This is a genomic window from Dellaglioa sp. CoH-56-MRSF-13, assembly GCF_056782095.1.
This window is the reverse complement of the sequence record NZ_JBXAYC010000005.1, coordinates 23,841-48,428: the sequence shown is the minus strand read 5'-3', so window position 1 is coordinate 48,428 and position 24,588 is coordinate 23,841. Positions and strand designations below refer to the sequence as shown.

Genomic DNA, 24,588 nt, shown 5'->3' with positions numbered 1-24,588 from the left:
AGTGTGGTTACTAAATAAATAACGGTTTATTTAATTTCTTTAACTTCTTTTAATACGTTTTGCATTACTTTTGCTTTTGTTTGTGCCTTGAAAATTGTTGTTGCTTGTTCTGCAATCTTAGCTTGATCAGCTTTCGAGATTGATGCATCTTTCATCATAGCATTTGTGACAGCTGCTTTAACAAAAGTAGCACCATCCGCAGCAAGTTTAGCTTTTCCTGCCTTTGTATTCATTTTAGCTGCTTCTACTTTAGCAATTTTAGGCATGGCCTTAGCTTGCTTAACCGTTAATGTTGTCCAACTCTTTTTAACGTAGAATGTATGCGTACGTTTTACTAAAGTTTTATCGTTATTAGCGATACCAAACATTAATCGATACCCATTACCTTTATAAGTCCAACGGGTTTCTTTAGTAACTAATTTGTTACTCTTAGCATTTTCAACAATCTTGCTAGTTGTATCGTCTGTCTTAGTTGCCTTTGTTTTCTTTTGTGATGCCGTATTTTTATAAATAACGACTTTTTCAGATCCATCTGTACCGATAGGCTGATATAGTAACATGTCCATCTCTTTAGAACTAGAAGCTAATTGTTCTGTCTTAGTTGTCGTTACTTTTTCCATTCCATAATGTGCACTGTAGTTAGCAACAATTAAGCCACCTGTAAGAATAATACAAAGTGCAAAAATGCCACCTAAAATGTAGCTCAGTACATTATTACGGATGAGGTTCCACGTAAGGAAGAATAAAATAATTGAAAGAATTAATAATAAAATAATCATTATTTATTACCTCCATTTTTTAAAACTTGTTGTTTTGATTTTAAGAAGAATGAAAATCCGAGCCCAACCACACAGAAAACGACTGCGATGATAAAGGCAGCATGATAACCACTTAATGTCGCATCAATAGCTTTTGTTTTGTAATCTAATGGTGCCGATTTAAGCATTGATTTAGCTGGTAATGCAGCTGTTGTTACATTTGTTAGAACGGAAATCATAACCGCTGTTACGATTGAACTTGCGATTTGACGAGCTGTATTATTAACAGCCGTTCCATGACCCATCAAGTTAGCTGGTAATGCATTCATCCCTGATGTTGTTGTTGGCATCATAACCATTGAAATCCCAAACATACGAACTGCATACATAATTGTGATGTATAAAGTTGGCGTATCTTTTGTTAAGAAAACGAATGGAATTGTACCAAGTGTTAATAAGAACATACCACCAGTTGCCAATTTCTTAGCACCATAAATATCGAATAATCGTCCCGTTATCGGACTCATAATCCCCATCATTAAAGCACCAGCCAATAAGGTTAATCCTGACTCAAATGCGCTATCTCCACGTACAATTTGGAGATACATTGGTAGAATCATTTCAACACCGATCATAGCCATGTTAACAATTGAACTTAAAACGGCTGCAATTGTGTATTCTTGGGAAGCAAAAACACGTAATTCCAAGAAAGGATTTTCCATTGTTAATTGACGCCATATGAATAAACCAATAAAAATAACACCCACAACAAGGAAACTAAGTACTGAGGTACTTCCCCAGCCGTTATCTCCAACTGTTGAGAATCCATAAAGTAAGCCACCAAATCCAATTGTTGATAAAATCAATGATAAGACATCAATTTTAGATTTGTGTGTTTTGATGACCGGTTTCATAAACCAGAAAGAAGCCACAAAAACAATTCCTACTAATGGAATAATCATACCAAAAAGATCACGCCATGAAGCATTATCAATAACCCAACCTGAAAGTGTAGGTCCAATTGCAGGAGCTAGTCCGATAACTAAACCGGCAAGTCCCATTGAAGCACCACGTTTTTCGGGTGGGAAAATTGAAAGCATAATCGTTTGTAATAAAGGCATTGTTACCCCAACACCGACTGCTTGAACTAAGCGAGCTGTTAACAATACCCCAAAATTAGGTGCGATAAATGCTAAAACTGTTCCTAATTCAAAGATACCAATAGCACCTATGTATAACCATTTGGTATTTACACGACTACTTAACCATGCACTAACTGGAATTAAAATCCCGTTGACTAACATAAATCCTGTTGTTAACCATTGAACAGTTGACGTTGTTACGTCAAATTCATCCATTAATGTTGGAAATGCAGTTGCTAAAATTGTTTGATTCAAAACCGTACAAAATGTCCCTACTAATAAAATTGCAATTAGCATGGGGCGATTATATGGTTTACCCTTTGCATCTAATCCATCCATACTTAAAACCTTCTTTTTCTTTAATTTATCTTCGAAGACTAATATAAGACTATCTCGCTTTAATGTCAAGTAAGTTGACAAACGTTTTAATATATATATAATCAGTATAGTAAACATCACAATGAGATTGTTAGATAAATTTTTATTTAGGAGGTATATTCGTTTGGCAGATATGGACGATATTGCAAACATTAAAGATTATGCAAAAAGAATGGCCGTTATTATGAAGAATGATACATTTTCAATCGGAATCGGTGAAATTGCCGAAACAACTGGGCTCACTCAGAGTCAAATTCGTTATTGGGAACAAAAAGGCTTTATTGATTCTATTAATACTAATAAAAATCAGAATAGAAAATATTCTTACCATACCTTATCAATTATTCGATTAATTAAATCTTACTTAGACTCTGGATTTACACTTAAAACAGCTGCCGCTAAAGCAAATGCCCATAAAGAAATGGGTAAAATGGTTCGTCAGATATTTACGGATCGTTTCGTTGGCGTGGAAGAAATCGATGGTTTACCCTGTATTAATCTCGGTTTCTTTGATAAAGAAGAAACTCAAACGTTATACATTGTCATTCATGATGACTCAACTGAAATAAAAGTTGTTCCGGTAAAATAAAGAAGCTTTCAATACTTGTTTGTAGACAAGTATTGAAAGCTTCTTTATTATCATATCTATTTTAGACCCATAATCCCCCATGCAATCATGCCAATGAGTGCAAAAATAATCCAGTAATAGCGAGCTAGGAATTCCCACCCATTATTAATCGGTTTATATTGCCACTCACGCCATCTATGATTTTCGTGCCAATCTTTATCTGATTCATCTTCTTCTATAAATCGTTTAATTCTAGTTTTAAACTCTGACGTTTTTTTCACTGGCATCGCCACCAAAAAGTAATATTTCTACAGGGACGTCTAAAATTTTGGCTACCGATTCAATTTTTCCCAAATCAGGTTCAGCTTCTCCTGTTTCCCATTTTGATACAGCTTGTCTTGATACAAACAATTGATTTGCCAATTCTTCTTGTGACATTTTTTTCTCTTTACGTATTTTAACGAGTTGTTCCGCAAATATAATTTTCATCCCTATAACCTTCTTTCCTCTATTTAACATCTCAAATATTAGCATACAGCAAGGGGTGCAACAGGCAACCGCTAGTTGAAAGGGCCGCAACTAAAAATAGCATGCGGCAAATTAAATTTGCAACACACTATTTGTCTAGATTTAGTTTTGTTTTTTAATCAACTAACCGCTCAGGCATCATATCTTTTAAAAATTCAACAGCACCATCGCTAACCATTAATTTTTCCCGATCATTTTTAGCTAAGGTTCTTTTTATAGTTTCTTCTTGTCCATTCAATAACTTTGATGTCCACTTAGGATCAATTAAGAGTGAACGACCAACGGCTACTAAATCAGCGTTAGCCAAAACACCATTAACATCTTCCCGAGTCCGAACATCTCCTACCCCGATTAATGGAACACGACCATTTATCTTTTCTTGGACATAATCCATTCTTGATTTTTCATTGAAATTTATATTTCTCGAAACACTATTATACTTACCTAATGAGATATGTAGATAATCTAATTTTTTATCAGCAAGTTTATCAATCAAAATCATTGAATCTTCCATACTAATACCTGGCTTTTCATATTCTTCAGGCGAAAAGCGGTAACCAACAATAAAATCTTTTACACCTGATTGATCAACACTCTCAATAACACCATCAACTACATCATTAATGAATTTAAATCGCTTATCAAGCGTGCCACCCCAAGCATCATGACGTCTATTTGAGTGTGGTGAAAAAAATTGTTGTAGTAAATACGTATTCGCACCATGCAGTTCAACGCCATCAAATCCCGCTTTAATTGCTCGTTTTGTTGCTGATTTAAAGGATTCAATCAACTCTAAAATTTCAGTTTCTGACAATGCTTTAGGAATTTCTGCGTCTGGTCTTTCTGCCGCAACAGCACTGGCTGAAACTGGTAATTGTCCTCTAAGTACCGTTGAATTTGTCATACGACCCGCATGGAAAATTTGTAAAATAGCTTTAGTCCCATTCTTTTTGATTGCCGATGCCAATCTCGTTAGCCCGGGAATAAACTTATCATCATAGATGGCAAGTGAGCCTTCCCAACCTTTTCCATTTGCTTGGACACTGGTAGCTGCCGTAATAACAGCCCCAACTTCGCCTGAATGTAGTGCATAATAATCTGATTCATCATGTGTAACAACTTCATCATAGTAGCTCATCTTAACGGTCATTGGCGCCATTAAGATTCTATTTTTCAATTCCAATCCCCGCCTGAATCTAAAGGTATCCGTCATCTTTTTTGTCATCGTTATTCTCCCATTCAGTCGTTAGTTTTATTTAAATTAGTCATACCATACTACTCAAAATTATGTTGCTAGATTAAATGATGCGCTCATTGTCTCACTTACAAAGAAATCTCTCAATGATGATAAATCTTAATTTTTTCTATTATTCAAACTCAATTATTATGATTCCTTCATCAGATAGGTATAATAAAATTAAAATACATGCTATTTAAGGAGCAAACCATTATGAAATTCAGACAATTAATTTATACAGTAACTCTTACAACATTAGCTGTCTTGAGTCTAGGATCTGTTGCCTCTGCTGCAACTAATGATTCAAGCTCAGCTTCATCAACATCGGGCACAACAACTGACTGGTCAAATCCAGTTGTCACATTAGGAACAAGTTTAACAGATTCACAAAAATCAGGAACACTTTCAACTTTAACAGCTAGCTTAAACGGTAGTTCTTCATATTCGACATTACCCGTAAATGGCGCAACTTTAGTTAAATATCTCAATAGTTCTGGTGGCTCATTTACATCAACTTCAGGTGTCTGGTCATCTGCTATGGTTCAAAAAACGAGCAGTGGTTCTGGTATCAACGTTGAAATTTTAGACTACAATGGTAAAAATAACATCACCACAATTACAGAAAACCAATATAAAAACGCCGCATTAACAGCTGGTGTAACTGATGCCAATATCTATGTCACTTCTGCTACACCAATAGATGGATCAGGTGCTTTAGCTGGTGTTTATGCAGCCTTCGCTACAAACGGGGACGCTCTAAATACAAAACAAGTCACTGCCGCACAAAATGAAATGTCGACTTTAAGTGACATTACACAAGCCAATAAAAGCAAAGATGGGTATACTGATTCACAATTGAATAACGCTGTAGCCGGTGCTAAAAATGATATGGCTAAAGAAGGTAGTTCTATTACAAATAATCAAATTACTACTATTGTAAATAACCAAATCACAAATAATAACTTAACAAATGTCATTACTGATAATCAAAAACAAGATATTATTGCCGTGTTAATCAAGATTCGTGATTCAGGTGCTTTAGATTCATCAAATTTCAAATCACAAGCAAGTAAAGTTGCAACAAATATTCAAGATGGTGCTAAAGATATTTTCAGCAAATTAGACACAGCTGAAAATCGAAACTTCCTACAAAAAATTTGGGACGCAATTGTTTCATTTTTTAACGCTATCTGGTCAGCTATTAGTTCTTGGATTTCATAAATAAAACTAACCATATAGGTTTTAAGAAGAACTTACAGTTTTAGACTAAAAATCTTACTGTAGGTTTTTTTAGTTAACTAATCAAACGGAGGCATGATACTATCACGAAGAAAAAAATATTAAGTGTCATTTTCATCCTATTAATAGTAAGTGCCGCATGTACCTTTTACGCATTTAAAATAGAGCCTTACCGCGTTGTCGTTAAAAATATTGCTTTAAATAAGGCAGATACTACTAAAAAGAAACTTAAAATTGTGCAAATTAGTGATGTCGAAATAGCAGATGATTATACACCTGAAAATTTCGGAAAAATTGTTAATAAAATCAATCAAGAAAAACCAGATTTGGTCTTATTTACAGGTGATTTATTCAGCAATTACAATCAATACCATCCCGTAACAGCTATTGTTCAAAAACTAAGTGAAATTAAATCAACCTATGGAAAATACGCAGTATATGGAAATAAAGATTACGGTGGCGGTGCAGCCAGAGTTTACACTACTGTAATGAATCAAGGTGGTTTTACTGTCCTTAAAAATAGTTCAACGACTATCAATGTAGGTGGAAATTCATCCATTTGGTTGGGTGGTGTAGATGACTCTCAATTAGGTATCCCCGATGTCCAAACGACAGTAGCTCCTGATAAATCCAATTCAACGTACCATATTTTAATGGCTCATGAACCTAGTTTGTCAAATGGTTCATTTAATACCGTCGATTTAATTTTAAGTGGTCACACACATGGTGGCCAAATTCGTATTCCTTTCACTAATAAAGGATTATTATCTGATCATGACGGAGATGGTGGCTACTCTAGTGGCCTTTATACACTAAAGAACAATACAAAATTATATGTTAATAGTGGTATTGGAACATCTCGAATCTCAGCTCGATTCCTAGTACCTCCACAGATTGCAGTATTTGACTTGTATCTTTAGTAATAGTCATTTTAAGCTACTCATAATTATTGGACAAAAAAAGTGTATCGTCAAAAATTAATTGACGATACACTTTTTTTAAACATTTTTACGTTTGAAAACAAAATAACCTAAAAATAAAAATAGTGCCGTATAAGCTAGATTACCTATAATCAATTCGTTATTCGTTAATTGAGTTAGTTTTTCAAACTCCTGTCCGTCTGCCCACTGATTACTTAAATTCATCATATTAAGTGGATTCCATTTAATCCAATCCCATTTAGCAATAGCTAACATTTGGATTCCTGATAAAATAGATGTTAAGAAATAAAAAACAATACCAGCTGCAATCGAAGCACCTGAACTACTAAAGATACTAGCCAATAATAATACCAAACTTAAAATCAACCAGGTACTAATAAAATTCCCCACTAACGTTGTTATTAAAGACATAACAATCGTTTGGTTATCTATTTTATCTGACAAGGATACCATTGGTAAAAGCACTAATTTAGCTATAATTGAAGCCACGAATATTAAAACATTCAAATAAATCGAATAGATTAATATTGTAAGCCATTTACTAGCTAAAACAGCTCCACGTGAATATTTCCGATAAAGCAAATCCTTAATTGTACCAAACTGTGTTTCCATAGCAATAATAACACTTGCTGACGCAATTAAAATGAAAATAATTAATTGAATAGATCCAAATCCACTTTGTACCATGCTTGCTGGATCGAAAATCGAACTATATATTTTTGTTAAAAGTGCTACCCCAAAAATAAAAACAAGTAATATCGCTGATATAATCGCTGTAGATTTCTTTTTACCTAACTTAAATAATTCTTGTTTAACTAAAGTTAACATTAAGCCTTACCTCCGTCATTACTATCTAATAAATTCAATAGTGATTCTTCCATATCATGTTCTTGATGACGTACATCATTTATTTGAATTTTATTATCGTAGAGCACTTGGATAATATTTGCTAAAGTATCTTGTTCGTCTACCTTTACTTTAACTGTTTGATCAACTGCCAATTCATAATTAGCGGCCTTTAAAAGAACTTTAGCTTGCTCGTTTGACGTCGTCTCTAGTAAAACATATCGCTTACTACTATCACTTAATTCAGTAGTAGACATTGCTTTCATTATTTTACCTTCATTTAAAATAATAAAGTGATCAACAATTTTCTCTAATTCACCTAAAATATGACTTGAAATCAAGAACGCTGTCCCGCGTTTAGATAACTTTAAAACAAGTTCGCGGACATCACGTGTTGCTTGAGGATCTAATCCGTTCATAGGTTCATCTAAAATAATTAATCTTGGTCTATTTAATAAAGCTAATGCAATTCCTAATTTTTGCTTCATTCCTAATGAATATGATTTAGCTTTACGATTAATGTAATCTGTCATATGCAAATCAGCAACAATTTCATCTAATTCTTCTTTGGTATTGATTTCAGAGAATAATTTTAAATGATCATAGCCACTTAAAAATGGATAGATACCAGGATATTCAATTAAGGCACCAACTTCTTCTAACCCTTGATGGCTAGTTGTTGATACAATTTTACCGTCAATTGTTATTTCTCCAGTTTGGTAATTTGATAATCCAAGAATTGATTTCATGATGGTTGTTTTACCAGCGCCATTAGCACCAACAAGCCCAACAATCTCACCTTCTGCGATTGTAAAATTAATACCTTTGAGGACTACCTTTTTACCGAAACTTTTAGTTAAATTGTTTATTGTTAACATTTCTTTCAAATTGAATCCCTCCCAATAATTGCTTTTACATTCCTATAAACAGTAGTTTAGCACAATTCCCTTTTATTACATACTAACAAGTCTGTAAGGTCAAAATGGCTACCTATTCTTAGAGAAATAGGTAGCCATTTTACTTTTATTTTTTATTTTTCGAAAAAATACGTTGCAATTTTTGACTAATATTTTGTGGACGATAAATAACAATATAAGCAACAATGACTGTAATACAGCCGCTTATCAAGCCATATCCTATTTTTTCCCCAATTGTATCATAATTAACTACAGCCATTAAAATAGCTATATAAGCCGTTGTAAAAATGAGTAGTGGTAGTTTTAAATAATCGAATTGTAAATAAGGACTATCCTGTTCTAATGATAATTTGTTGAAATAATGAACTGCCATCACTATCATCAATAACCCAGCAATCAAGTATATAAATCCTAGTACAAGATAATAAGTATTAGACATGTCTTGCGTTTGATCAAAAATGAATCCTTCAAAGTAAGCAAACCATATCAAGGCCGAGCCAGTGAATCCCAACGCAGTGACGACAGATGCTACAACCCGACGAACTAAAACACCTACCACAAGGCCAACACTGTATAGCGCAATCAATTGACTACTATCTAAGAATAAATGTATCATTCTATCTGATATAAAATTTGGATTACTTACTGAGATAGCTACATCAGCAACAAATGTTGTTATAATTGAACCTACAATAAAAGTAAGTAAGGCAGGTAGTAACATTAGACCAATTTTTTTTAAGAAAATGCGTTTTCTAGAAAATGAGCTTGAAAATATAAATTCATTAAATTTAGTTTGCATATCATACATATTAGTAAATATCCCTAATAAGATAGCACCCAGACTAAAAATAACTAGTGCTGTTTTTGCATTTTGAAATGTACCATCATGAATACTTACATCTTTTATTTTAATATTATTTTTTTCATATGTTGCTCTGCTAACTGAACCTATTTTACGATGATCCGCTTTTGCCGAATCTTTTTCACTTTGAACAAACTCTGTATAAGTAAGATTGGCCGCGTCTATTCCCGTAGTGTCAACCGAATTATGTAGTGTAAACCCCATAACAACCACAATAAGTGCAACAAGTGATAAAACAATCCACTTATATCTCTGCCAAATAATCTGATTCAATCTTCTATTAACTGTCACTACTTCCCACCTCCGGTATTTTCTTTAGCCGAAAGACTTGCTCGGAATAAATCTTCCAACGTTAACGGTAATTCTTCGAATAATGCCGGATCTTCAGCTTCAATTTGAGCTTCAATTTCATCTGAATAGTGTTCAAATAAAACAGTGACGACACGACCTTGAATACTCATTGCTCGGCTATTTTCTTTAATGAAAGCTGGAATTTCTTTTGATTTAAACACCAATTGAACTTTTCGTGATTCTGAACGCGTGTCTTCCAAACGATAATCACTCACAATATGTCCATCTTTTAAAACCATTGCGCGATCGATTAATCGATCTAATTCTTCTAAATTATGTGAAGAAATAAGTACACTTCGCTGGTCTTCAGCAACGGCATCAATAATAATTTGGAAAACTTGTTTACGGACAATTACATCTAACCCGTCCAGTGGTTCATCTAAAATAACATATGGTGCACCAGTGGAAAAGGCCAAAATAATATTAAATAATCCTTGCATCCCTTTAGAAAATTGACGATATTTTGTTTGTTTAGGTAGGTTGTATTCTGTGACCCAATTATCATATTTTTGACGATCAAACGTTTGATAAGCGAGTTCATAGAATTCGACAATCTTATCTATTGTGTAGCTGTCTAAAAAATTATTCTGTGTATCTAAATAAAAGAGTTTTTCCTTCAATGATGAATCTTCTTTCATCCATTGATCATCAATTAAAATATCACCTTGATCTGGTATGTATTGGCCTGAAATTGATCTGAATAAGGTTGTTTTACCAACTCCATTACGACCAATTAGACCCACTATTTCCCCTGGGACTAAAGACATATTAATATCATTAAGTATCTCTTTGTCACTAATTTTCTCTGATAAACCTTTAATTTCAAATCCCATTCTTAGTCCTCCTTTTCAAAATACGACTTAACCCAACCCTGAATCTCATCTTCTTGGACACCGAGATAGGTCACTTCTTTAATCGTATCTAACAATGCCTCACGATTTTTTTGGATTTGTCGTTCATCGCGATTGCTCTCATTATTGGCTTTGACATATGTCCCTCGACCTTTAACTGTCACGATTACATCCTGTGATTCTAAAACTTTATACGCTTTACTAACCGTATTTGGATTCATTTCATGAATTTTAGCCATTTCTCTAACTGACGGCAACTTGTCTTCTGTCTGCAAAATTCCTTTAAAAATATCTTCTTTTATACCTGATATCAATTGTTCATAAAACGGTTTACTACTCGTCTTATTAATTTGCAATTATCTCACCTCATCCATGTGTACTATAATACATAGTACACATATTAAATACAACCCTTTTAGACATAAAAAAAGAGATAATAACAAATTGTTATTATCTCTTTCAATTACATTTATTAAACTGTAGCGTTCACAAAGGCTTGGAATAAACCTTCTGGACGTTGTGGTCTTGATAAAAATTCTGGATGGTATTGAGCTGCCACAAAGAATTTATTTTCAGGAATTTCAACAACTTCAACTAAACGATTATCTGGAGATGTTCCAGCAAAAACCAATCCTTTATCAGCAAGTTGTTCACGGTATTCGTTATTAAATTCATAACGATGACGGTGACGTTCTTGGATAACTTCTTGATTATCATAAGCTGCAGCTGCTACCGTTCCTGGTTTTAATTTACATGGATATAAACCAAGACGTTGTGTTCCACCCATATCTTCAACATCTTCTTGATCTGTCATCAAGTCGATAATGTTATGTGGTGTTTCTGGAACAGCTTCAGTTGAATGTGCGCCTTGGAGCCCAACAACGTTACGTGCAAATTCAATACATGCCATTTGCATACCAAGACAAACACCTAAGAATGGAACATTATTTTCACGCGCATATTGAATTGAAAGAATCATCCCTTCAAGTCCACGATTACCGAATCCTCCTGGAACGATGATTCCATCAGCATCTTGCAACGTTTCAACAATATTACTTTCATCTAATTTTTCTGCATCAACCATTGTGATTTTAACATCAGCATCAACAGTGTATCCAGCATGTTTCAATGCTTCGGCAACAGAAATATAAGCATCTGGCAATTTAACATATTTACCAACCAACGCAATATTGATTGTTTTCTTCAAATTTAAAACTTGTGTTTCAAGTTTTTGCCATTCAGTCATATCTGCTTCTGGTGTTGTTAATTTCAAATGATCAACAACGATTTGGTCCATTTTTTGTTTTTGTAACGCTAAAGGAATCGTATATAATGTATCAACATCCATTGATTCAATAACGGCTTCTGGTTCAACATCACAGAAATTAGCTAATTTATTACGCATATCTTGCGAGATATGTTCTTCAGTCCGAACAACCAACATATCTGGTTGAATACCCAATCCGCGTAATTCTTTAACACTATGTTGTGTAGGTTTCGTTTTCATTTCACCTGCAGCTTTTAGGTAAGGAATCAATGTTGTATGAATATAAATAACATTATCTGAACCGACATCAGCTTTCATTTGACGTAATGCTTCAAGGAAAGGCAATGATTCAATATCACCAACAGTTCCACCTATTTCAGTAATTACAACATCAGAATCCGTTGTTGTTCCAGCACGCATAATTTTTTCTTTAATTGTATTTGTAATATGTGGTATAACTTGAACTGTGGCACCCAAATAATCACCACGACGTTCTTTTTGTAAAACTTCTGAATAAATTTTACCAGTCGTTACGTTTGAATATTGATTTAAGTTAATATCAATAAAACGTTCATAATGACCAAGATCTAAATCAGTCTCTGTACCATCATCAGTTACGAAAACTTCCCCATGTTGATAGGGACTCATTGTTCCTGGATCCACATTGATATAAGGATCAAACTTTTGAATAGTAACTTTCAAGCCTCTATTCTTTAATAAACGGCCAAGAGATGCTGCAACAATCCCTTTACCAATTGACGAAACAACGCCACCTGTAACAAATATATATTTGGTCATTATAAATCTCCTTTGGGTTAATTTTTGTGGGGATTCTGTGTTTGTGGCCTGATAGTTATTGTTCATTATGTCTATAAAAAACAACAAGCCCCCTAAGCCGAGTAGAATAATCTAATCAGTGTAGGGAGCTTGTATCAACCGTGCGTTTGTCCTCGCAAGAAATACCTGCGAGGCGCCCAAAAAATATATTACAGGGTTTTGACGAAATCGTCAAGTCCTTTTAATTATTTTCCTCGTCGTCTTCTGCATCTTCATCGGATATTTCAGATAATTGATCTTCAATACCTTCTGGTAATTCTTCTTCATCATCAGAATTACTATCAGCTATTTCATCTAAATCTTTATCATAACCTTTAATTTCTGTATCTTCATCATCATCTTCGTCGTCATCTTCATAAGTTGCATCTAAATCGTCGTCCTCAGGATCATCATCATTGTAATCAATAACGTCATCATCATCAGCGGCATCTGCTAAGAAAGCATTAACTTTCTTACGTTTTTTACGTTTAGGACGATCTTCATCGTCTTCATCTTCTACATGAGCAACAGCTTCATCGATTGAATCGAAGGGATACCATGAACGTAATCCCCATAAGTTCTCTCCAAGTGAAATGAAGCTACCATCAGCATTTAAATCTGTGTAAAATTGTGATAAGCGATCTCTCACTTCTAAATCATTTTTACCAAGATATGTTTGGATTTCATTAGTTAAGTCAGCAAAACCCATGACGTCACCATGTTGCGATAAGATTGCGTGAGCAACCTCGATCATTGATAACTCGTCTTTGTTTTGGCCATCGAATTGTTTAAGCTCCAACTAGCACACGTCCTTTCCAAAAGTCTACTCTTAATCATACATTTTTATGCCGTAAATTGCAATCGTATATTATAGTCTCCCAACAATTCACCGCTTGTTGTTAAGCGATAATCAATATCAAGTGATCCCGAAATTGGTTGGCTATTTAACTGACTTTTTAATTGCGTTGTTTCAATTTCAATTGGAATACGACCATACGCTGTTTTATAAACCCCATTAATTTTTTTTTGCGCTAAAAAAATTAATTTTGTGCGTATATCATCTGTTTCTCGAGTTAATTGAATTTCACCATCATCTTGCAATTTAAAGGTAACTGGATTTTTTTTACCAGACTCTGCGTCTTCTTCTTTATATCTGATATACATCCCATCGCCTAAACGAACGAGTTGTCCCGTTGTTTCGATGACATAGCGTTCAACTTCGCCTTCTTGTGTTTTAATTGTTTCCAAATGGATCGCAATTTGTTTATCTAACGTGATTGCCATACAACTTAATTCCTCCATTCACCTTATCGTTTCACTGTATTATAACTTAGATTTAAATGAATGTCGTTACCTATAATCATCATTATGTCATGACTAAATTACGAATGTTCGTTATAATAGAAGTATTACGAACTTATTTACTATCTAAATTTTCGAGGAGGGATTCTATTGCTCGAACAATCGCCGTTACTTGCTAGAGAAAAAGTGTTACGTGATCCTATTCACGATTACATTTATGTGCAACATCAAGTTATTTTAGATTTAATTAATACTAAAGAATTCCAACGTTTACGCCGAATTAAACAGCTCGGTACAACTTCATTAACTTTTCATGGAGCGGAACATTCACGTTTCACCCATTCCGTGGGTGTTTATGAAATCACACGTCGAATCTGCGATAATTTCCAACGAAATTATCCAAGCAAAGAAGCTGGCGACGGTTTATGGGACGACTCCGAAAAATTAGTGGCGTTATGCGCTGCTCTTTTACACGATATCGGCCATGGTCCATACTCACATACTTTCGAGCACATTTTCAAAACGGACCACGAAGCTATCACTGCTCAAATTTTAACTGATCCATCAACTGAGATTAATCAAGTTTTAGCAAAAGTTTCTGCTGATTTCCCAGAAAAAGTGGCAAGTGTTATTCAAAAAACGTACCCTAATCCACAAGTTGTCCAATTGATTTCGAGTCAAATAGACGCTGATCGAATGGATTACTTATTACGTGATTCTTACTACACTGGTACAAATTATGGTACATTTGACTTAACTCGGATTTTACGTGTGATGCGTCCTTATAAAGGCGGGATTGCATTTGATATCAATGGGATGCATGCCGTTGAAGATTATATTGTCAGCCGATTCCAAATGTACGTCCAAGTTTATTTCCATCCTATTTCTAGATCAATGGAAGTTATTTTAAGTCATTTATTAAATCGGGCTAAATACCTATACGAAAATAATCGCTTAAGTGCCGAGGATTCACCAAAATTATTGATTCCACTTTTTAAAAATGAATTTTCATTAGATGATTATTTACAATTAGATGACGGTGTTTTAACCACTTACTTCACGGAATGGCGTCAAAATACTGATAATATCTTAAGTGACTTAGCTGTCCGTTTCCTGGATCGCAAACCATTTAAATCAATCAAATTTGATGAAGAGACTGTTGATTTATTACCTACTCTAGAACGTCTTATTGAATCAGCTGGCTTTCAACCTGACTACTATACGGCAGAAAATGACAGTTACGACTTACCTTATGATGCCTATGATCCAACCAAAGATAAGCCGCGCACCCAAATCGAATTAGCTCAAGAAGATGGTTCACTTGTTGAATTATCTAGCGTCAGTGACCTCGTTGCTTCTATTACTGGTAAAGTATCAGGCGACCGTCGTTTCTTCTTCCCAAGAGAATTAGTAAAATCAGAGAACGATTTATTCACTGACATTTATACACAATTTAGAACTTATCTTAATAATGATACTTTAATCAACCCAAAGGAGAATACACAACATGACAATTAAATTAATCGCAATCGATATTGACGGTACTCTCGTTAATGATAAAAAAGAAATCGCCCCAGAAACTATTACTACTATTAAAGCTGCTAAAGCTGCTGGCATCAAAGTTGTCCTTTGTACCGGACGTCCTTTAACAGGCGTTACAAAATACTTAGAAAAACTCGGTTTAACATCAGATGATGATTTTGTTATTACTTTTAACGGTGCTTTAGTTCAAGTTTCAGGCTCTGGTGAAGTTTTAATTCATCATACGTTAGATATTAATGATTACAACATAATCGAAGAAACAAGTCGTGAATTAAACGTCCATGTTCATGCTGAAGATCAAGCATTAATGTATACACCTAATGCTGATATCAGTGAATATTCTGTGGCAGAGTCATTCTTAGTTCAAATGCCTATTCGTTTCCGAAAACCTGAAGAAATGGACAAGAATATCGTCATTTCGAAAATGATGTATATTGATTATCCTGAAGTTATTACACGTGTCGTTAAGGAATTACCCGCAAAAATTACCGATAATTATTACTACGTTCAAAGTGAACCTTACTTTTTAGAACTCCTAAACAAAAATGCCAGCAAGGGAAATGCCGTTATGTCCTTGGCTGATAAATTAGGTTTCACCAAAGACGAGGTTATGGCACTTGGTGATCAAGGTAATGATTTATCAATGATCCAAGCAGCAGGTCTAGGTGTTGCCATGGGTAACGCCATTCAAGAAGTTAAAGATAATGCTCAAGCAGTAACTGCTACTAACGTTGAGTTAGGTGTTGCTAAAGCAATCCAAAAATATGCATTAGCTGATTAAATAAATTAAAAACGGACCTAACTTTGAATAATCAAAGTTAGGTCCGTTTTTTTGGCGAATTATCTTCTAAACAACAATCGCATAAATTCTCTAAAAGATAACTTTGATTGCTTAAATTGTTTATATAATGATCCAGCATTTTCTGCAAATCCACCATCTACAAAGTATGCTCCTACAGCAAAACACAAAACGATGATAATACCCAAAAAAATATTCATGACATCATCTCCCTAGTTTAAATAGTCACTAATACAGCAATCAAAATCAATAATGCACCAACAATAAAACAACTACGCATCAATGGTGATATTTTAAGCGGACGATTTTTTTTACTTCCTACACTTTTAACATCAATTTTACGTTCATTATAATCTTCTTTAGATTCACCTTTATCTCGTCGTTTAAACCAGCCAGCGAATAGTTGTGCTTGGCTCAAAATTAATATAATGCCGACTAGAATTAATATAATGCCAATATAAAAATATACATTAGATAAAGAAAAACTATCCCCTCCAACACGGATCCAGATAATCGCAGTAATGATTGCCAGTACACTTAATAAAAATGTGACATTCCTTTTAGCCTGTTTCATGATAGTTAGTTCCTCGCTCGCTTTTAATTTGTGCTTTGATTATATCATTCAAACCTATTAACTCACAATTTTCAGTTCACTTATCCTATAAAATCCGTTATACTTTAAGATACAGTTAACCAAATTAAAGGAGACTCATCAAACATGTTAAAAGAATTTAGAGATTTTATCACTCGCGGAAATGTGATGGATTTGGCAGTCGCTGTTATTATTGGTGGTGCATTTACAACAATCGTTAAGTCTTTCACAACTAACATCATTGGTCCTATCATTGCACTTGTCGTCGGTAAAGTTGACTTGTCAGGGATCGTTCTCACAATTGGTGATACAACTTTCAAAATCGGACAATTTTTAGACGATGTCATTAACTTTATAATCGTAGCCTTTGTTATCTTTATGTTGCTTAAAGGAATCACAGCACTTAGAAATGCAACAAGTAGATCTAATGATAAGGAAGAAGAATCTTCAGAAACGACATTAACACCTACAGAAGAATATTTAAAAGATATCCGTAACTTACTAGCTGAAAGAGATAGTGACTTACCTCGAGAAGCATCAAAAAAAATTGAAGAAAAAATTGCAAAAGAAGACTAAATAATAATTAATAAAAACTTGATTCTGATTTTTAATCGGAATCAAGTTTTTTTATTTTACTTATATTTTATCTTTTTTACATCACATTTTCTTCACAACTACTTGTTATGATAACTTCATACCTTAATTAATAACTTTTAAATTTTAATTTATTTCCCCGAATAAATTAATTTAACTCATAACTAATTTCTCCCCTGAAATTAATTATCTCTACTCCCTTTTTCCGTCAGTCTCCCCGGACTGACGGTTTTTTTATACCCTTAAAATTAAAGTGTATCGACTATAAAATCATAATATTCAAGCGTTATAATCTGTAGTAATAAATAACAATCTAAGATTATTTTGGTCCCCCTTTTTAACATTACGAGTACTGTCTCTAATTAAATATACGTTTGAAGTCTAAGTTTAATGCCCAACCTAATTGGTTATATTCTCAGATTAGACACAAGACTATTCTGAGAATCGATTAGCTCTATAATAAATTAAAAAGAGAAGTCTCCAGATTGATTTCTGATTACTTCTCTTTTTAATTAGTTTTTATTCTATTTTTTTAACTTTTTTTCTAGTTCTAATATCTTTTTTGTTGTTAATTCATTAAGTTTAGCAGAACTAATTATTACTTTTCGTCTAGCTTTCTTATATTTATATAAACATACACATAAGTAAATGTAGAAAGCAATCCAAATACAAAATAATACTAAAGGCATAACAAGATAAACTAGATCATAACTATTCATTATTTTTCCCTTCTAATCTACTTATTTGTTCTTGTTGCTTCTTTTCCACATCATTAAGTTCGGTAATTTCTTTTTTATATTTCCGCATTTTTAAAATCATAAATACAAGCGTACCAATTAATAAAAATATTAATACTTTTATCTCAAATTCTATCATATTCTTCTCCTTCTATATTATTAAGGAACCTACAAAGACTATGAAAATAGTAACTAAAGTTACCCCAAGTTCTGCCCCAACACTAGTTACTGTACTAGACGTACTAAAAGCCATAGATATTTTGGGTAACTCTCCTGCATAATCAAAGTCAGGCTCTCTAAATTTTTTAATATAATATTATAATCTTGTACCGGATATGGATCACTCCCTATTCAATTAGACTCTTCATAAAGTATCTTAATTCCATAAATTATTTCACCTTTAATTAATTGACTAATTATTCAACCCTTATTCAATCAAAATATTATAGAATAGACTTGATAGGTTACAAACAATTCAAATGAATCTTTAATTTTCATTTACCTTCTGCTAGCCTTAAACAGTCTTATAAGTTATAATTTAACAATTCTTGAGCTAAAAGAACCATAGCAACACTTTCTTAAACTATATTTACTACCTTTTAATATACACTTTATCAATTTTAAAGGGTAGTAGAAAAGTTGTATTTAATAATCAGCTCAAATAGTGCTTTATTCTAAGAAAATCTTTATGTAAAAACTACTAAAATATTATATATCCTATACTTTCACCCCACAAAAAAAGTAATCATATTTTATCCTTTTTACGTCACATTTTCTTCACAACTACTTGTTATGATAACTTCATACCTTAATTAATAACTTTTAAATTTTAATTTATTTCCCCGAATAAATTAATCTAACTCATAACTAATTTCTCCCCTGAAATTAATTATCTCTACTCCCTTTTTCCGTCAGTCTCCCCGGACTGACGGTTTTTTATGTTGAATTTGAATACTTTAAGAATAGTAAAAAACAGCCCTAGCATTACCTGCCGGGACTGTCTAAATTAATTTAATTTACCTAGTGATATTCACTTAAAATCACTTTGATAGATATATTTTATATTAGTACCTGGTTTGGACGAAGTTAAAAACACTAAATTAAAAGAACGATTACCAGAGCCTTTTCTAATAATTGCTTTTAAAGTCTTATGATTTATCCCGACATGCAGCGAAGAATCAGATTCACCTTTTTCATTAAGCATATCAGATTGGGTCACATCATAAGAACTATTCATAACAAATAGCCCTCCGAGTGGAAAGTCACCATCTTTTTTTGATTCAATATCGACATCAATACTGTCATTGTAGTAAGCTTCGTCTGAGTCTTTAGTGACGTGATGCTTGATTTTAGTAAATACAAATTTTTCATTTACTATTTTTTGATGATTAGATGTTACAAACACATTCTTAATTTGACTGTTTTTATATTGTTCGGTTACTGCTGCATGAGCATTCCATAACCATACAGCGCTTGCTAGTAAGCAGATGCCTCCCAAAATAAGTAATCCTCTCTGACTTAGTTTCCACGAATTTTTATTTTTCATTTTAGAATAACTCTACCTTCTGAAATGTGAATGATTTTATCACTCACTTCGTTTAAGAAAACACTATCATGATTAGAAATAAGGATTGTTTTCCCTGCTGCTTTTTGATCGATAATTAACTGACGCAAAAAGTCTTTTCCACTATCGTCTAGTGCATTACTAGGTTCATCTAATATTAAAATAGGTGCATCATTGATTAAACAACAAGCAATTGAGGCCCTTTTCTTCATTCCTAATGAATAGTGTTTAATCGCACGCTTATCATTAGGATCTAGTCCAACATAAGTTACCATTTCGTTCAATTCATTCTTAGTCATTTTATGACTATTTAGTTGATTAATTAAGTCCAAGTTTTTAAGAACTGAAAAATCTTCTAACATACCAATACTATCCATAGAAAAAGCAATGCTGCTTGAAAAAAGTTCATCTACTCTGATATATTTTCCATTAACCCAAACTTCACCTTCAGTAGGCTTTACAAACCCAATAATCGTATTAAATATCATGGATTTCCCAGCACCATTTGGCCCACTGAATCCACAAACGATTCCTTCTTCAATTGATAAATTGATATCTACTAAAATATCTTTTTGCTTAATTCTTTTGGAAATGTTTTTCAACTCTATTATTTTCATTTTTACACTACTTTCTTTAAATAAAATCAATATCTTTAATTTTTATAAGTGAGATAATGATGCAACTCAATATAATCGTTAATAAAATTATAATGTTAACCGAATTATGATTAGGGTTAAATCTAGAGAGCATTGTTGCGTCTATAATGGATATGTGAGAAATATAAACATCTAATATTATGACTGCTAAACTCCCTATTAAGGGTAGTATAAAATCATCTAATAAAAATGACGCTGTTGATAACAATACAAGATAGGTGAAACTAAATATAAATAGATAACTATAGAAAGCTAAATGTGAGATACCAAAACCGTTTATAATCACTATCAAAAAATAAAAAAAACTATTATAAATTCCTAACATCAATAAATTGCTAAATAAATAATTTTTATATCCAATATTATGTAGAATTTTAAAATCTGATTTCCATAGTAACATTTGTGAATTTCCAATAGCTAATGCTGGAGAAATCACAAAGATGAACCAAAATAAAGGAAAAGATTCTCCCTCAGTATCTAACGAAGCACCATATAGTAAGCTCGTCATACCACTCACTTGATCTCTTTTGCACAATATGATCATCATCGTTAGCATAATAAAAATGAGCACCGTACGCCATTTAGAATAATAAATCGTTAAATAAATATTTCTAAAAACTAAGATACTGAAAAACTTCAATTTATAGAGTATTCTTTTTTTGATAAAATCCATCTTTGAAAAACCTCCAAAATAATAAAAAAGAGTAGTATAAAGAATATATTTTGAATTAAATATAACGTGTTAACACTATATCCAAGACTGATTATGCCATGATTAAAAAACAATCTAATCCCTCTTTCGTTCAAAAATATTTCTAATTGATAATAACCATAAATTAAAAATAACGATATAATTTTATTTCCTGTGAGGCAATAAAAGGACGCTATTAAATTATAAAAAACATACATTGCGATAAAATAAATAACCATTGTAACTAGCTGATAGCCATTTATATTATATTTTAAATTATCCTTATTTAAAATTAAAAAAAGGATTCCAGAGATAACAAATGCACAAATATATATGGCATAAAAGTAATTCACTTGTACTCTCAAAAAAGAAAAAGGTTTTCTTATATAATACATAATTGGAAATTTAGAACCCTGAAAGGGTAATAATATCAATATTGGAAAGAAAAGAATCATTATATTTTCAATATTTAAACTATTTTGTAGTCCTCCTTGGACTACGTCAATAAAGGAACTATTCTTTTCATTACCTAAAAATAAATAATATTCAAAAAGAGATAAAATAATTAATAAACAGAACGTAAGAATATCTATTACCCAGTCACGAGACCGTTTAGTTTTTAAATATATTTTAAATAATCGCATTACGTTTTACTCCCATAAAATTAAAAAGATAAGCTACAATGAGAACCAAAAACAAAATCCCCATAATAAATGATAAAGGAGGTAGGCCCTCCGCGGGTCCTCCTACCATAGGAAGCGACAAAGGTGCAGCAAGATAAAAAGGAAATACAGCAGCTAAAACACTTATAAATAAGCACAGTAAAAAACTAAAACTAACCACACTATAAATTGTTTTTACATATAAACTAACACTCGCGGCAACTACAGAAAAAACACCTGCGAACAAACCTGCAAGTAAAATATAAAATAAAATCCCCGTATATGATTGCTGGAAAAGGTCCTTCATAAAATATGTTGAATTCGATGCAAGTCCCAGATTATTATTTAATACAGCATCTAATGGTTGATTAGGGAATAAACACCATGCTACTAATAAATCCAATAATAAAGGTAGTATCCCAATCAAAAATCCTGAAATAAAGCTTAAGCTAAATGAATGAATAGAATAATTAATAATTCCCTTTTTTTGTACATATTGTTTAATAAAACCTGTTTGTTTATCCTCGAAGACAATTAGATTCAAACCAATCACTGAAAATAAAGGTAATAACAAATAAAATAAAGCTGAAAAATCGCTACCAGTACCACCTATACCTATCCATGTTGTAATCACAGTAAAAGTTAAATTAGAACCATCTAGATAAGTCCTATTAGGTAACATATCCATAGACACGTGAACTACTATTAAAGCAAAACCCACTAATATGCCATAAAAATATTGTTTCTTCGCCATACGCGACAGCCAATAAGAATTCATTTTTTTCACACCAATCTTTTATTTTAATATAATGCGTAAGAGAGCACATTATTTCTTCTTATCTATCAGGTTTCCAATTACCATCAGCACTACCATATGCATGAATACTATTTACAATATATGCATTGTTTCCTGTTCCATACCACTCTACTAAATAATTAGTTAATTTTGTCTGTCCTTTAGATTTAATAACATATTTTTTTCCTTTAGAAACAGATACATTTCCTGTACGACCAGCCTTATAAGAGTGTCCCCAAGCTTCCACACGTATTTTTCCCGATATCTTTTTGATGTTTAATTCATACGCAGTTTTACTCCACTTTTGAATTCTATAAGTTTCGTCCCAAGGATCATTCCATCTATTAGCAAGATGAACATAATTCGGATTGTTAGCCTCTACACGATCTGAACTTAAAATTGCTATACCAAAAACACATATTGCAACTAAAATAAATGACATTAATTTTTTCATAAAAACTCCTTAAAATTCTCCCTTACGCATTTAATATTATATATAAATAATTAACTCAAAACAATAATATTCAAGTTAAAAAAGACTTTTATAATTTATATATAATATAAAATTAATGCTAATATTAATAAAAAATCACTTTAATGTTGTTTATCATTCTTAGTAAGATCTATTAAGTCCTAAGATATTCAAGTAAACAGACTGCTTACTACTCTAACGTACTAACTACGAGAAGAACTTTCTTCCTTTTTACGTCACATTTTCTTCACAACTACTTGTTATTATAACTTCATACCTTAATTAATAACTTTTAAATTTTAATTTATTTCCCCGAATAAATTAATCTAACTCATAACTAATTTCTCCCCTGAAATTAATTATCTCTACTCCCTTTTTCCGTCAGTCTCCCTGGACTGACGGTTTTTTTATGTCCTAAATTTGGATACAAAAAAAGTTAGACAACATTAGTTATCTAACTTTCTTAACTTTATTTTTCATTATGGAAACGATTTTTAAATAATGGACTAACTGGTTTGTTTTCATGAATTCTCGTGATTGCATCCCCAATTAATTGACCCACTGAAATTTGAACTAATTTATCAATTTTCTTATCTTCAGGTAACTGAATTGAATCTGTTACGATAAATTGCTTAATAGGTGATTTTGCAATTCTTTCAACAGCTGGACCTGATAAAACCGGATGAGTTGCACTTGCGTACACTTCAGTTGCACCGGCATCCATTAAAGCCTGAGCAGCAAGCGTAATTGTTCCTGCCGTATCAACCATATCATCAATTAAGATACAACGTTTGCCTTCAACGGTACCAATAATGTTCATCACTTCAGCAACGTTAGCTTTAGGACGACGTTTATCAATAATTGCAATAGGTGCTTTCAAGAATTCTGCTAATTTACGAGCACGTGTCACTCCACCATGATCAGGTGAAACGACAACAGAATCTTTATCTAATCCTTCGGTTAAGAAGTAGTCAGCTAATAAAGGTGCACCCATTAAATGATCAACTGGGATATCAAAGAATCCTTGAATTTGAGCAGCATGCAAATCAAGCGCTAAAATTCTTGTTGCACCAGCTTTTTCTAACATGTCAGCAACTAATTTTGCTGTAATTGGTTCCCGTGAACGTGCTTTACGATCTTGACGAGCATAACCATAGTAAGGAATAACGACATTAATTGATTTAGCACTTGCGCGACGCAAAGCATCAATCATAATTAATAATTCCATAATATTGTCATTGACGGGTGCAGATGTTGATTGAACAATGTAAACATGATCTCCACGAATACTTTCTTCAATATTAATTCTGATTTCACCATCACTAAAGCGATCTACAGAGGTTTTACCTAATTTAACACCAACAGCATCAGCAATTTTTTCAGCCAATGGTTTATTCGAGTTCAAAGCAAAAATTTTCAACTTTGGATCAAAATAATGTTCTGACATATGTGCCTCCAGTTATTTAATTTTCCCTACTTA

The 24,588-nt window shown here is 32.7% G+C and carries 29 protein-coding genes; 6 read left to right on the top strand and 23 right to left on the bottom strand.

What is annotated here, in order from left to right; translation table 11 throughout:
- Positions 1-26: 26 nt before the first annotated feature.
- Both AC1RP1_RS06160 and AC1RP1_RS06155 read right to left on the bottom strand, forming a co-directional pair.
- A complete protein-coding gene (locus AC1RP1_RS06160; RefSeq protein ID WP_481761763.1) occupies positions 27-779 on the bottom strand; it encodes a DUF4811 domain-containing protein in 753 nt (250 codons plus the stop codon).
- Complete coding sequence (locus AC1RP1_RS06155; protein WP_481761764.1) at positions 779-2,239, bottom strand: MDR family MFS transporter; 1,461 nt, start codon at positions 2,237-2,239, stop codon at positions 779-781. Before AC1RP1_RS06155 ends, AC1RP1_RS06160 begins: the two co-directional genes overlap by 1 nt.
- Positions 2,240-2,411: 172 nt before the next feature.
- On the opposite strand from AC1RP1_RS06155, the gene AC1RP1_RS06150 reads away from it, so the two are divergent.
- Positions 2,412-2,867 carry a MerR family transcriptional regulator gene (locus tag AC1RP1_RS06150; protein WP_481761805.1) on the top strand — a complete coding sequence of 152 codons (456 nt, stop codon included), beginning with the start codon at positions 2,412-2,414 and terminating at the stop codon, positions 2,865-2,867.
- A 56-nt stretch (positions 2,868-2,923) separates the two neighbouring features.
- Here AC1RP1_RS06150 and AC1RP1_RS06145 read toward each other — a convergent pair whose 3' ends face one another.
- From AC1RP1_RS06145 to AC1RP1_RS06135, 3 genes are all read right to left on the bottom strand, one after another.
- Positions 2,924-3,127 (bottom strand): hypothetical protein, encoded by a 204-nt coding sequence (locus AC1RP1_RS06145; RefSeq protein ID WP_481761765.1) that lies wholly within the window; start codon positions 3,125-3,127, stop codon positions 2,924-2,926.
- Positions 3,105-3,335 (bottom strand): helix-turn-helix domain-containing protein, encoded by a 231-nt coding sequence (locus AC1RP1_RS06140; RefSeq protein ID WP_481761766.1) that lies wholly within the window; start codon positions 3,333-3,335, stop codon positions 3,105-3,107. Before AC1RP1_RS06140 ends, AC1RP1_RS06145 begins: the two co-directional genes overlap by 23 nt.
- A gap of 154 nt (positions 3,336-3,489) precedes the next feature.
- The gene (locus AC1RP1_RS06135; RefSeq protein ID WP_481761767.1) at positions 3,490-4,599 is read right to left on the bottom strand and encodes an NADH-dependent flavin oxidoreductase; all 1,110 of its coding nucleotides are present in this window, start codon (positions 4,597-4,599) and stop codon (positions 3,490-3,492) included.
- A 225-nt stretch (positions 4,600-4,824) separates the two neighbouring features.
- On the opposite strand from AC1RP1_RS06135, the gene AC1RP1_RS06130 reads away from it, so the two are divergent.
- Together AC1RP1_RS06130 and AC1RP1_RS06125 are read left to right on the top strand one after the other, a co-directional pair.
- A complete protein-coding gene (locus AC1RP1_RS06130; RefSeq protein WP_481761768.1) occupies positions 4,825-5,832 on the top strand; it encodes a DUF1002 domain-containing protein in 1,008 nt (335 codons plus the stop codon).
- 254 nt (positions 5,833-6,086) lie between these two features.
- Positions 6,087-6,770 (top strand): metallophosphoesterase, encoded by a 684-nt coding sequence (locus AC1RP1_RS06125; protein WP_481761769.1) that lies wholly within the window; start codon positions 6,087-6,089, stop codon positions 6,768-6,770.
- Positions 6,771-6,848: 78 nt separating this feature from the next.
- Here AC1RP1_RS06125 and AC1RP1_RS06120 read toward each other — a convergent pair whose 3' ends face one another.
- The 8 genes from AC1RP1_RS06120 to AC1RP1_RS06085 all read right to left on the bottom strand — a co-directional run bounded on the left by AC1RP1_RS06120 (position 6,849) and on the right by AC1RP1_RS06085 (position 13,985).
- A complete protein-coding gene (locus AC1RP1_RS06120) occupies positions 6,849-7,619 on the bottom strand; it encodes an ABC transporter permease (RefSeq protein WP_481761770.1) in 771 nt (256 codons plus the stop codon).
- Positions 7,619-8,515, bottom strand: a complete 897-nt coding sequence (locus tag AC1RP1_RS06115) for an ABC transporter ATP-binding protein (protein WP_481761806.1) — start codon at positions 8,513-8,515, stop codon at positions 7,619-7,621. Before AC1RP1_RS06115 ends, AC1RP1_RS06120 begins: the two co-directional genes overlap by 1 nt.
- A 145-nt stretch (positions 8,516-8,660) precedes the next feature.
- Positions 8,661-9,707, bottom strand: coding sequence for a hypothetical protein (locus AC1RP1_RS06110; RefSeq protein WP_481761771.1), 1,047 nt, complete (start codon positions 9,705-9,707; stop codon positions 8,661-8,663).
- A complete protein-coding gene (locus AC1RP1_RS06105; protein WP_481761772.1) occupies positions 9,707-10,600 on the bottom strand; it encodes an ATP-binding cassette domain-containing protein in 894 nt (297 codons plus the stop codon). The genes AC1RP1_RS06110 and AC1RP1_RS06105 overlap by 1 nt, the downstream gene beginning before the upstream one ends.
- A 2-nt stretch (positions 10,601-10,602) precedes the next feature.
- Positions 10,603-10,974: a GntR family transcriptional regulator gene (locus AC1RP1_RS06100; RefSeq protein ID WP_481761773.1), complete on the bottom strand. Its 372-nt coding sequence runs from the start codon at positions 10,972-10,974 to the stop codon at positions 10,603-10,605.
- Positions 10,975-11,090: 116 nt separating this feature from the next.
- Complete coding sequence (locus tag AC1RP1_RS06095; protein WP_481761774.1) at positions 11,091-12,683, bottom strand: CTP synthase; 1,593 nt, start codon at positions 12,681-12,683, stop codon at positions 11,091-11,093.
- Between the two features lie 220 nt (positions 12,684-12,903).
- Positions 12,904-13,500, bottom strand: a complete 597-nt coding sequence (gene rpoE / locus AC1RP1_RS06090; protein ID WP_481761775.1) for a DNA-directed RNA polymerase subunit delta — start codon at positions 13,498-13,500, stop codon at positions 12,904-12,906.
- 44 nt (positions 13,501-13,544) lie between these two features.
- Positions 13,545-13,985 carry a YwiB family protein gene (locus AC1RP1_RS06085; RefSeq protein ID WP_481761776.1) on the bottom strand — a complete coding sequence of 147 codons (441 nt, stop codon included), beginning with the start codon at positions 13,983-13,985 and terminating at the stop codon, positions 13,545-13,547.
- Positions 13,986-14,153: 168 nt separating this feature from the next.
- Between AC1RP1_RS06085 and AC1RP1_RS06080 the strand changes: the two genes are divergently transcribed.
- Together AC1RP1_RS06080 and yidA are read left to right on the top strand one after the other, a co-directional pair.
- Positions 14,154-15,521, top strand: coding sequence for an HD domain-containing protein (locus AC1RP1_RS06080; RefSeq protein ID WP_481761777.1), 1,368 nt, complete (start codon positions 14,154-14,156; stop codon positions 15,519-15,521).
- On the top strand, positions 15,511-16,326 hold the full coding sequence (yidA, locus tag AC1RP1_RS06075) for a sugar-phosphatase (RefSeq protein ID WP_409021948.1): 816 nt from the start codon (positions 15,511-15,513) through the stop codon (positions 16,324-16,326). The genes AC1RP1_RS06080 and yidA overlap by 11 nt, the downstream gene beginning before the upstream one ends.
- Before the next feature lie 59 nt (positions 16,327-16,385).
- Here the strand turns inward: yidA and AC1RP1_RS06070 are convergent, their stop codons facing one another.
- Together AC1RP1_RS06070 and AC1RP1_RS06065 are read right to left on the bottom strand one after the other, a co-directional pair.
- On the bottom strand, positions 16,386-16,544 hold the full coding sequence (locus AC1RP1_RS06070) for a hypothetical protein (RefSeq protein ID WP_481761778.1): 159 nt from the start codon (positions 16,542-16,544) through the stop codon (positions 16,386-16,388).
- Positions 16,545-16,561: 17 nt separating this feature from the next.
- Entirely contained in the window at positions 16,562-16,918 is a 357-nt protein-coding gene (locus tag AC1RP1_RS06065; protein WP_481761779.1) for a DUF3899 domain-containing protein, read from the bottom strand.
- A 144-nt stretch (positions 16,919-17,062) separates the two neighbouring features.
- Between AC1RP1_RS06065 and mscL the strand changes: the two genes are divergently transcribed.
- Entirely contained in the window at positions 17,063-17,512 is a 450-nt protein-coding gene (gene mscL, locus AC1RP1_RS06060) for a large conductance mechanosensitive channel protein MscL (RefSeq protein ID WP_409021944.1), read from the top strand.
- 729 nt (positions 17,513-18,241) lie between these two features.
- On the opposite strand, the gene AC1RP1_RS06055 is transcribed toward mscL, so the two are convergent.
- The 8 genes from AC1RP1_RS06055 to AC1RP1_RS06020 all read right to left on the bottom strand — a co-directional run bounded on the left by AC1RP1_RS06055 (position 18,242) and on the right by AC1RP1_RS06020 (position 24,555).
- Complete coding sequence (locus AC1RP1_RS06055) at positions 18,242-18,406, bottom strand: hypothetical protein (protein ID WP_481761780.1); 165 nt, start codon at positions 18,404-18,406, stop codon at positions 18,242-18,244.
- A gap of 891 nt (positions 18,407-19,297) precedes the next feature.
- The gene (locus AC1RP1_RS06050; protein ID WP_481761781.1) at positions 19,298-19,813 is read right to left on the bottom strand and encodes a hypothetical protein; all 516 of its coding nucleotides are present in this window, start codon (positions 19,811-19,813) and stop codon (positions 19,298-19,300) included.
- Positions 19,810-20,448 (bottom strand): ATP-binding cassette domain-containing protein, encoded by a 639-nt coding sequence (locus AC1RP1_RS06045; protein WP_481761782.1) that lies wholly within the window; start codon positions 20,446-20,448, stop codon positions 19,810-19,812. Before AC1RP1_RS06045 ends, AC1RP1_RS06050 begins: the two co-directional genes overlap by 4 nt.
- Positions 20,449-20,464: 16 nt before the next feature.
- Complete coding sequence (locus tag AC1RP1_RS06040) at positions 20,465-21,160, bottom strand: hypothetical protein (RefSeq protein ID WP_481761783.1); 696 nt, start codon at positions 21,158-21,160, stop codon at positions 20,465-20,467.
- Positions 21,124-21,822, bottom strand: a complete 699-nt coding sequence (locus tag AC1RP1_RS06035; protein WP_481761784.1) for a hypothetical protein — start codon at positions 21,820-21,822, stop codon at positions 21,124-21,126. Before AC1RP1_RS06035 ends, AC1RP1_RS06040 begins: the two co-directional genes overlap by 37 nt.
- Positions 21,809-22,594, bottom strand: coding sequence for a hypothetical protein (locus tag AC1RP1_RS06030; protein WP_481762649.1), 786 nt, complete (start codon positions 22,592-22,594; stop codon positions 21,809-21,811). The genes AC1RP1_RS06035 and AC1RP1_RS06030 overlap by 14 nt, the downstream gene beginning before the upstream one ends.
- Positions 22,595-22,676: 82 nt before the next feature.
- Positions 22,677-23,090: a hypothetical protein gene (locus tag AC1RP1_RS06025; RefSeq protein ID WP_481761786.1), complete on the bottom strand. Its 414-nt coding sequence runs from the start codon at positions 23,088-23,090 to the stop codon at positions 22,677-22,679.
- A 487-nt stretch (positions 23,091-23,577) separates the two neighbouring features.
- Complete coding sequence (locus AC1RP1_RS06020; RefSeq protein ID WP_481761787.1) at positions 23,578-24,555, bottom strand: ribose-phosphate diphosphokinase; 978 nt, start codon at positions 24,553-24,555, stop codon at positions 23,578-23,580.
- Positions 24,556-24,588 lie beyond the last annotated feature (33 nt).

What these genes read in the sequence shown, in the direction of transcription:
- AC1RP1_RS06160 (WP_481761763.1), bottom strand. Translation starts at nt 779, where the DNA reads ATGATTATTTTATTATTAATTCTTTCAATTATTTTATTCTTCCTTACG.
- AC1RP1_RS06155 (WP_481761764.1), bottom strand. Translation starts at nt 2,239, where the DNA reads ATGGATGGATTAGATGCAAAGGGTAAACCATATAATCGCCCCATGCTA.
- AC1RP1_RS06150 (WP_481761805.1), top strand. Translation starts at nt 2,412, where the DNA reads ATGGACGATATTGCAAACATTAAAGATTATGCAAAAAGAATGGCCGTT.
- AC1RP1_RS06140 (WP_481761766.1), bottom strand. Translation starts at nt 3,335, where the DNA reads ATGAAAATTATATTTGCGGAACAACTCGTTAAAATACGTAAAGAGAAA.
- AC1RP1_RS06135 (WP_481761767.1), bottom strand. Translation starts at nt 4,599, where the DNA reads ATGACAAAAAAGATGACGGATACCTTTAGATTCAGGCGGGGATTGGAA.
- AC1RP1_RS06130 (WP_481761768.1), top strand. Translation starts at nt 4,825, where the DNA reads ATGAAATTCAGACAATTAATTTATACAGTAACTCTTACAACATTAGCT.
- AC1RP1_RS06120 (WP_481761770.1), bottom strand. Translation starts at nt 7,619, where the DNA reads ATGTTAACTTTAGTTAAACAAGAATTATTTAAGTTAGGTAAAAAGAAA.
- AC1RP1_RS06115 (WP_481761806.1), bottom strand. Translation starts at nt 8,515, where the DNA reads ATGTTAACAATAAACAATTTAACTAAAAGTTTCGGTAAAAAGGTAGTC.
- AC1RP1_RS06105 (WP_481761772.1), bottom strand. Translation starts at nt 10,600, where the DNA reads ATGGGATTTGAAATTAAAGGTTTATCAGAGAAAATTAGTGACAAAGAG.
- AC1RP1_RS06095 (WP_481761774.1), bottom strand. Translation starts at nt 12,683, where the DNA reads ATGACCAAATATATATTTGTTACAGGTGGCGTTGTTTCGTCAATTGGT.
- AC1RP1_RS06085 (WP_481761776.1), bottom strand. Translation starts at nt 13,985, where the DNA reads ATGGCAATCACGTTAGATAAACAAATTGCGATCCATTTGGAAACAATT.
- yidA (WP_409021948.1), top strand. Translation starts at nt 15,511, where the DNA reads ATGACAATTAAATTAATCGCAATCGATATTGACGGTACTCTCGTTAAT.
- AC1RP1_RS06070 (WP_481761778.1), bottom strand. Translation starts at nt 16,544, where the DNA reads ATGAATATTTTTTTGGGTATTATCATCGTTTTGTGTTTTGCTGTAGGA.
- AC1RP1_RS06065 (WP_481761779.1), bottom strand. Translation starts at nt 16,918, where the DNA reads ATGAAACAGGCTAAAAGGAATGTCACATTTTTATTAAGTGTACTGGCA.
- mscL (WP_409021944.1), top strand. Translation starts at nt 17,063, where the DNA reads ATGTTAAAAGAATTTAGAGATTTTATCACTCGCGGAAATGTGATGGAT.
- AC1RP1_RS06055 (WP_481761780.1), bottom strand. Translation starts at nt 18,406, where the DNA reads ATGATAGAATTTGAGATAAAAGTATTAATATTTTTATTAATTGGTACG.
- AC1RP1_RS06050 (WP_481761781.1), bottom strand. Translation starts at nt 19,813, where the DNA reads ATGAAAAATAAAAATTCGTGGAAACTAAGTCAGAGAGGATTACTTATT.
- AC1RP1_RS06045 (WP_481761782.1), bottom strand. Translation starts at nt 20,448, where the DNA reads ATGAAAATAATAGAGTTGAAAAACATTTCCAAAAGAATTAAGCAAAAA.
- AC1RP1_RS06040 (WP_481761783.1), bottom strand. Translation starts at nt 21,160, where the DNA reads ATGGATTTTATCAAAAAAAGAATACTCTATAAATTGAAGTTTTTCAGT.
- AC1RP1_RS06035 (WP_481761784.1), bottom strand. Translation starts at nt 21,822, where the DNA reads ATGCGATTATTTAAAATATATTTAAAAACTAAACGGTCTCGTGACTGG.
- AC1RP1_RS06030 (WP_481762649.1), bottom strand. Translation starts at nt 22,594, where the DNA reads ATGGCGAAGAAACAATATTTTTATGGCATATTAGTGGGTTTTGCTTTA.
- AC1RP1_RS06025 (WP_481761786.1), bottom strand. Translation starts at nt 23,090, where the DNA reads ATGAAAAAATTAATGTCATTTATTTTAGTTGCAATATGTGTTTTTGGT.
- AC1RP1_RS06020 (WP_481761787.1), bottom strand. Translation starts at nt 24,555, where the DNA reads ATGTCAGAACATTATTTTGATCCAAAGTTGAAAATTTTTGCTTTGAAC.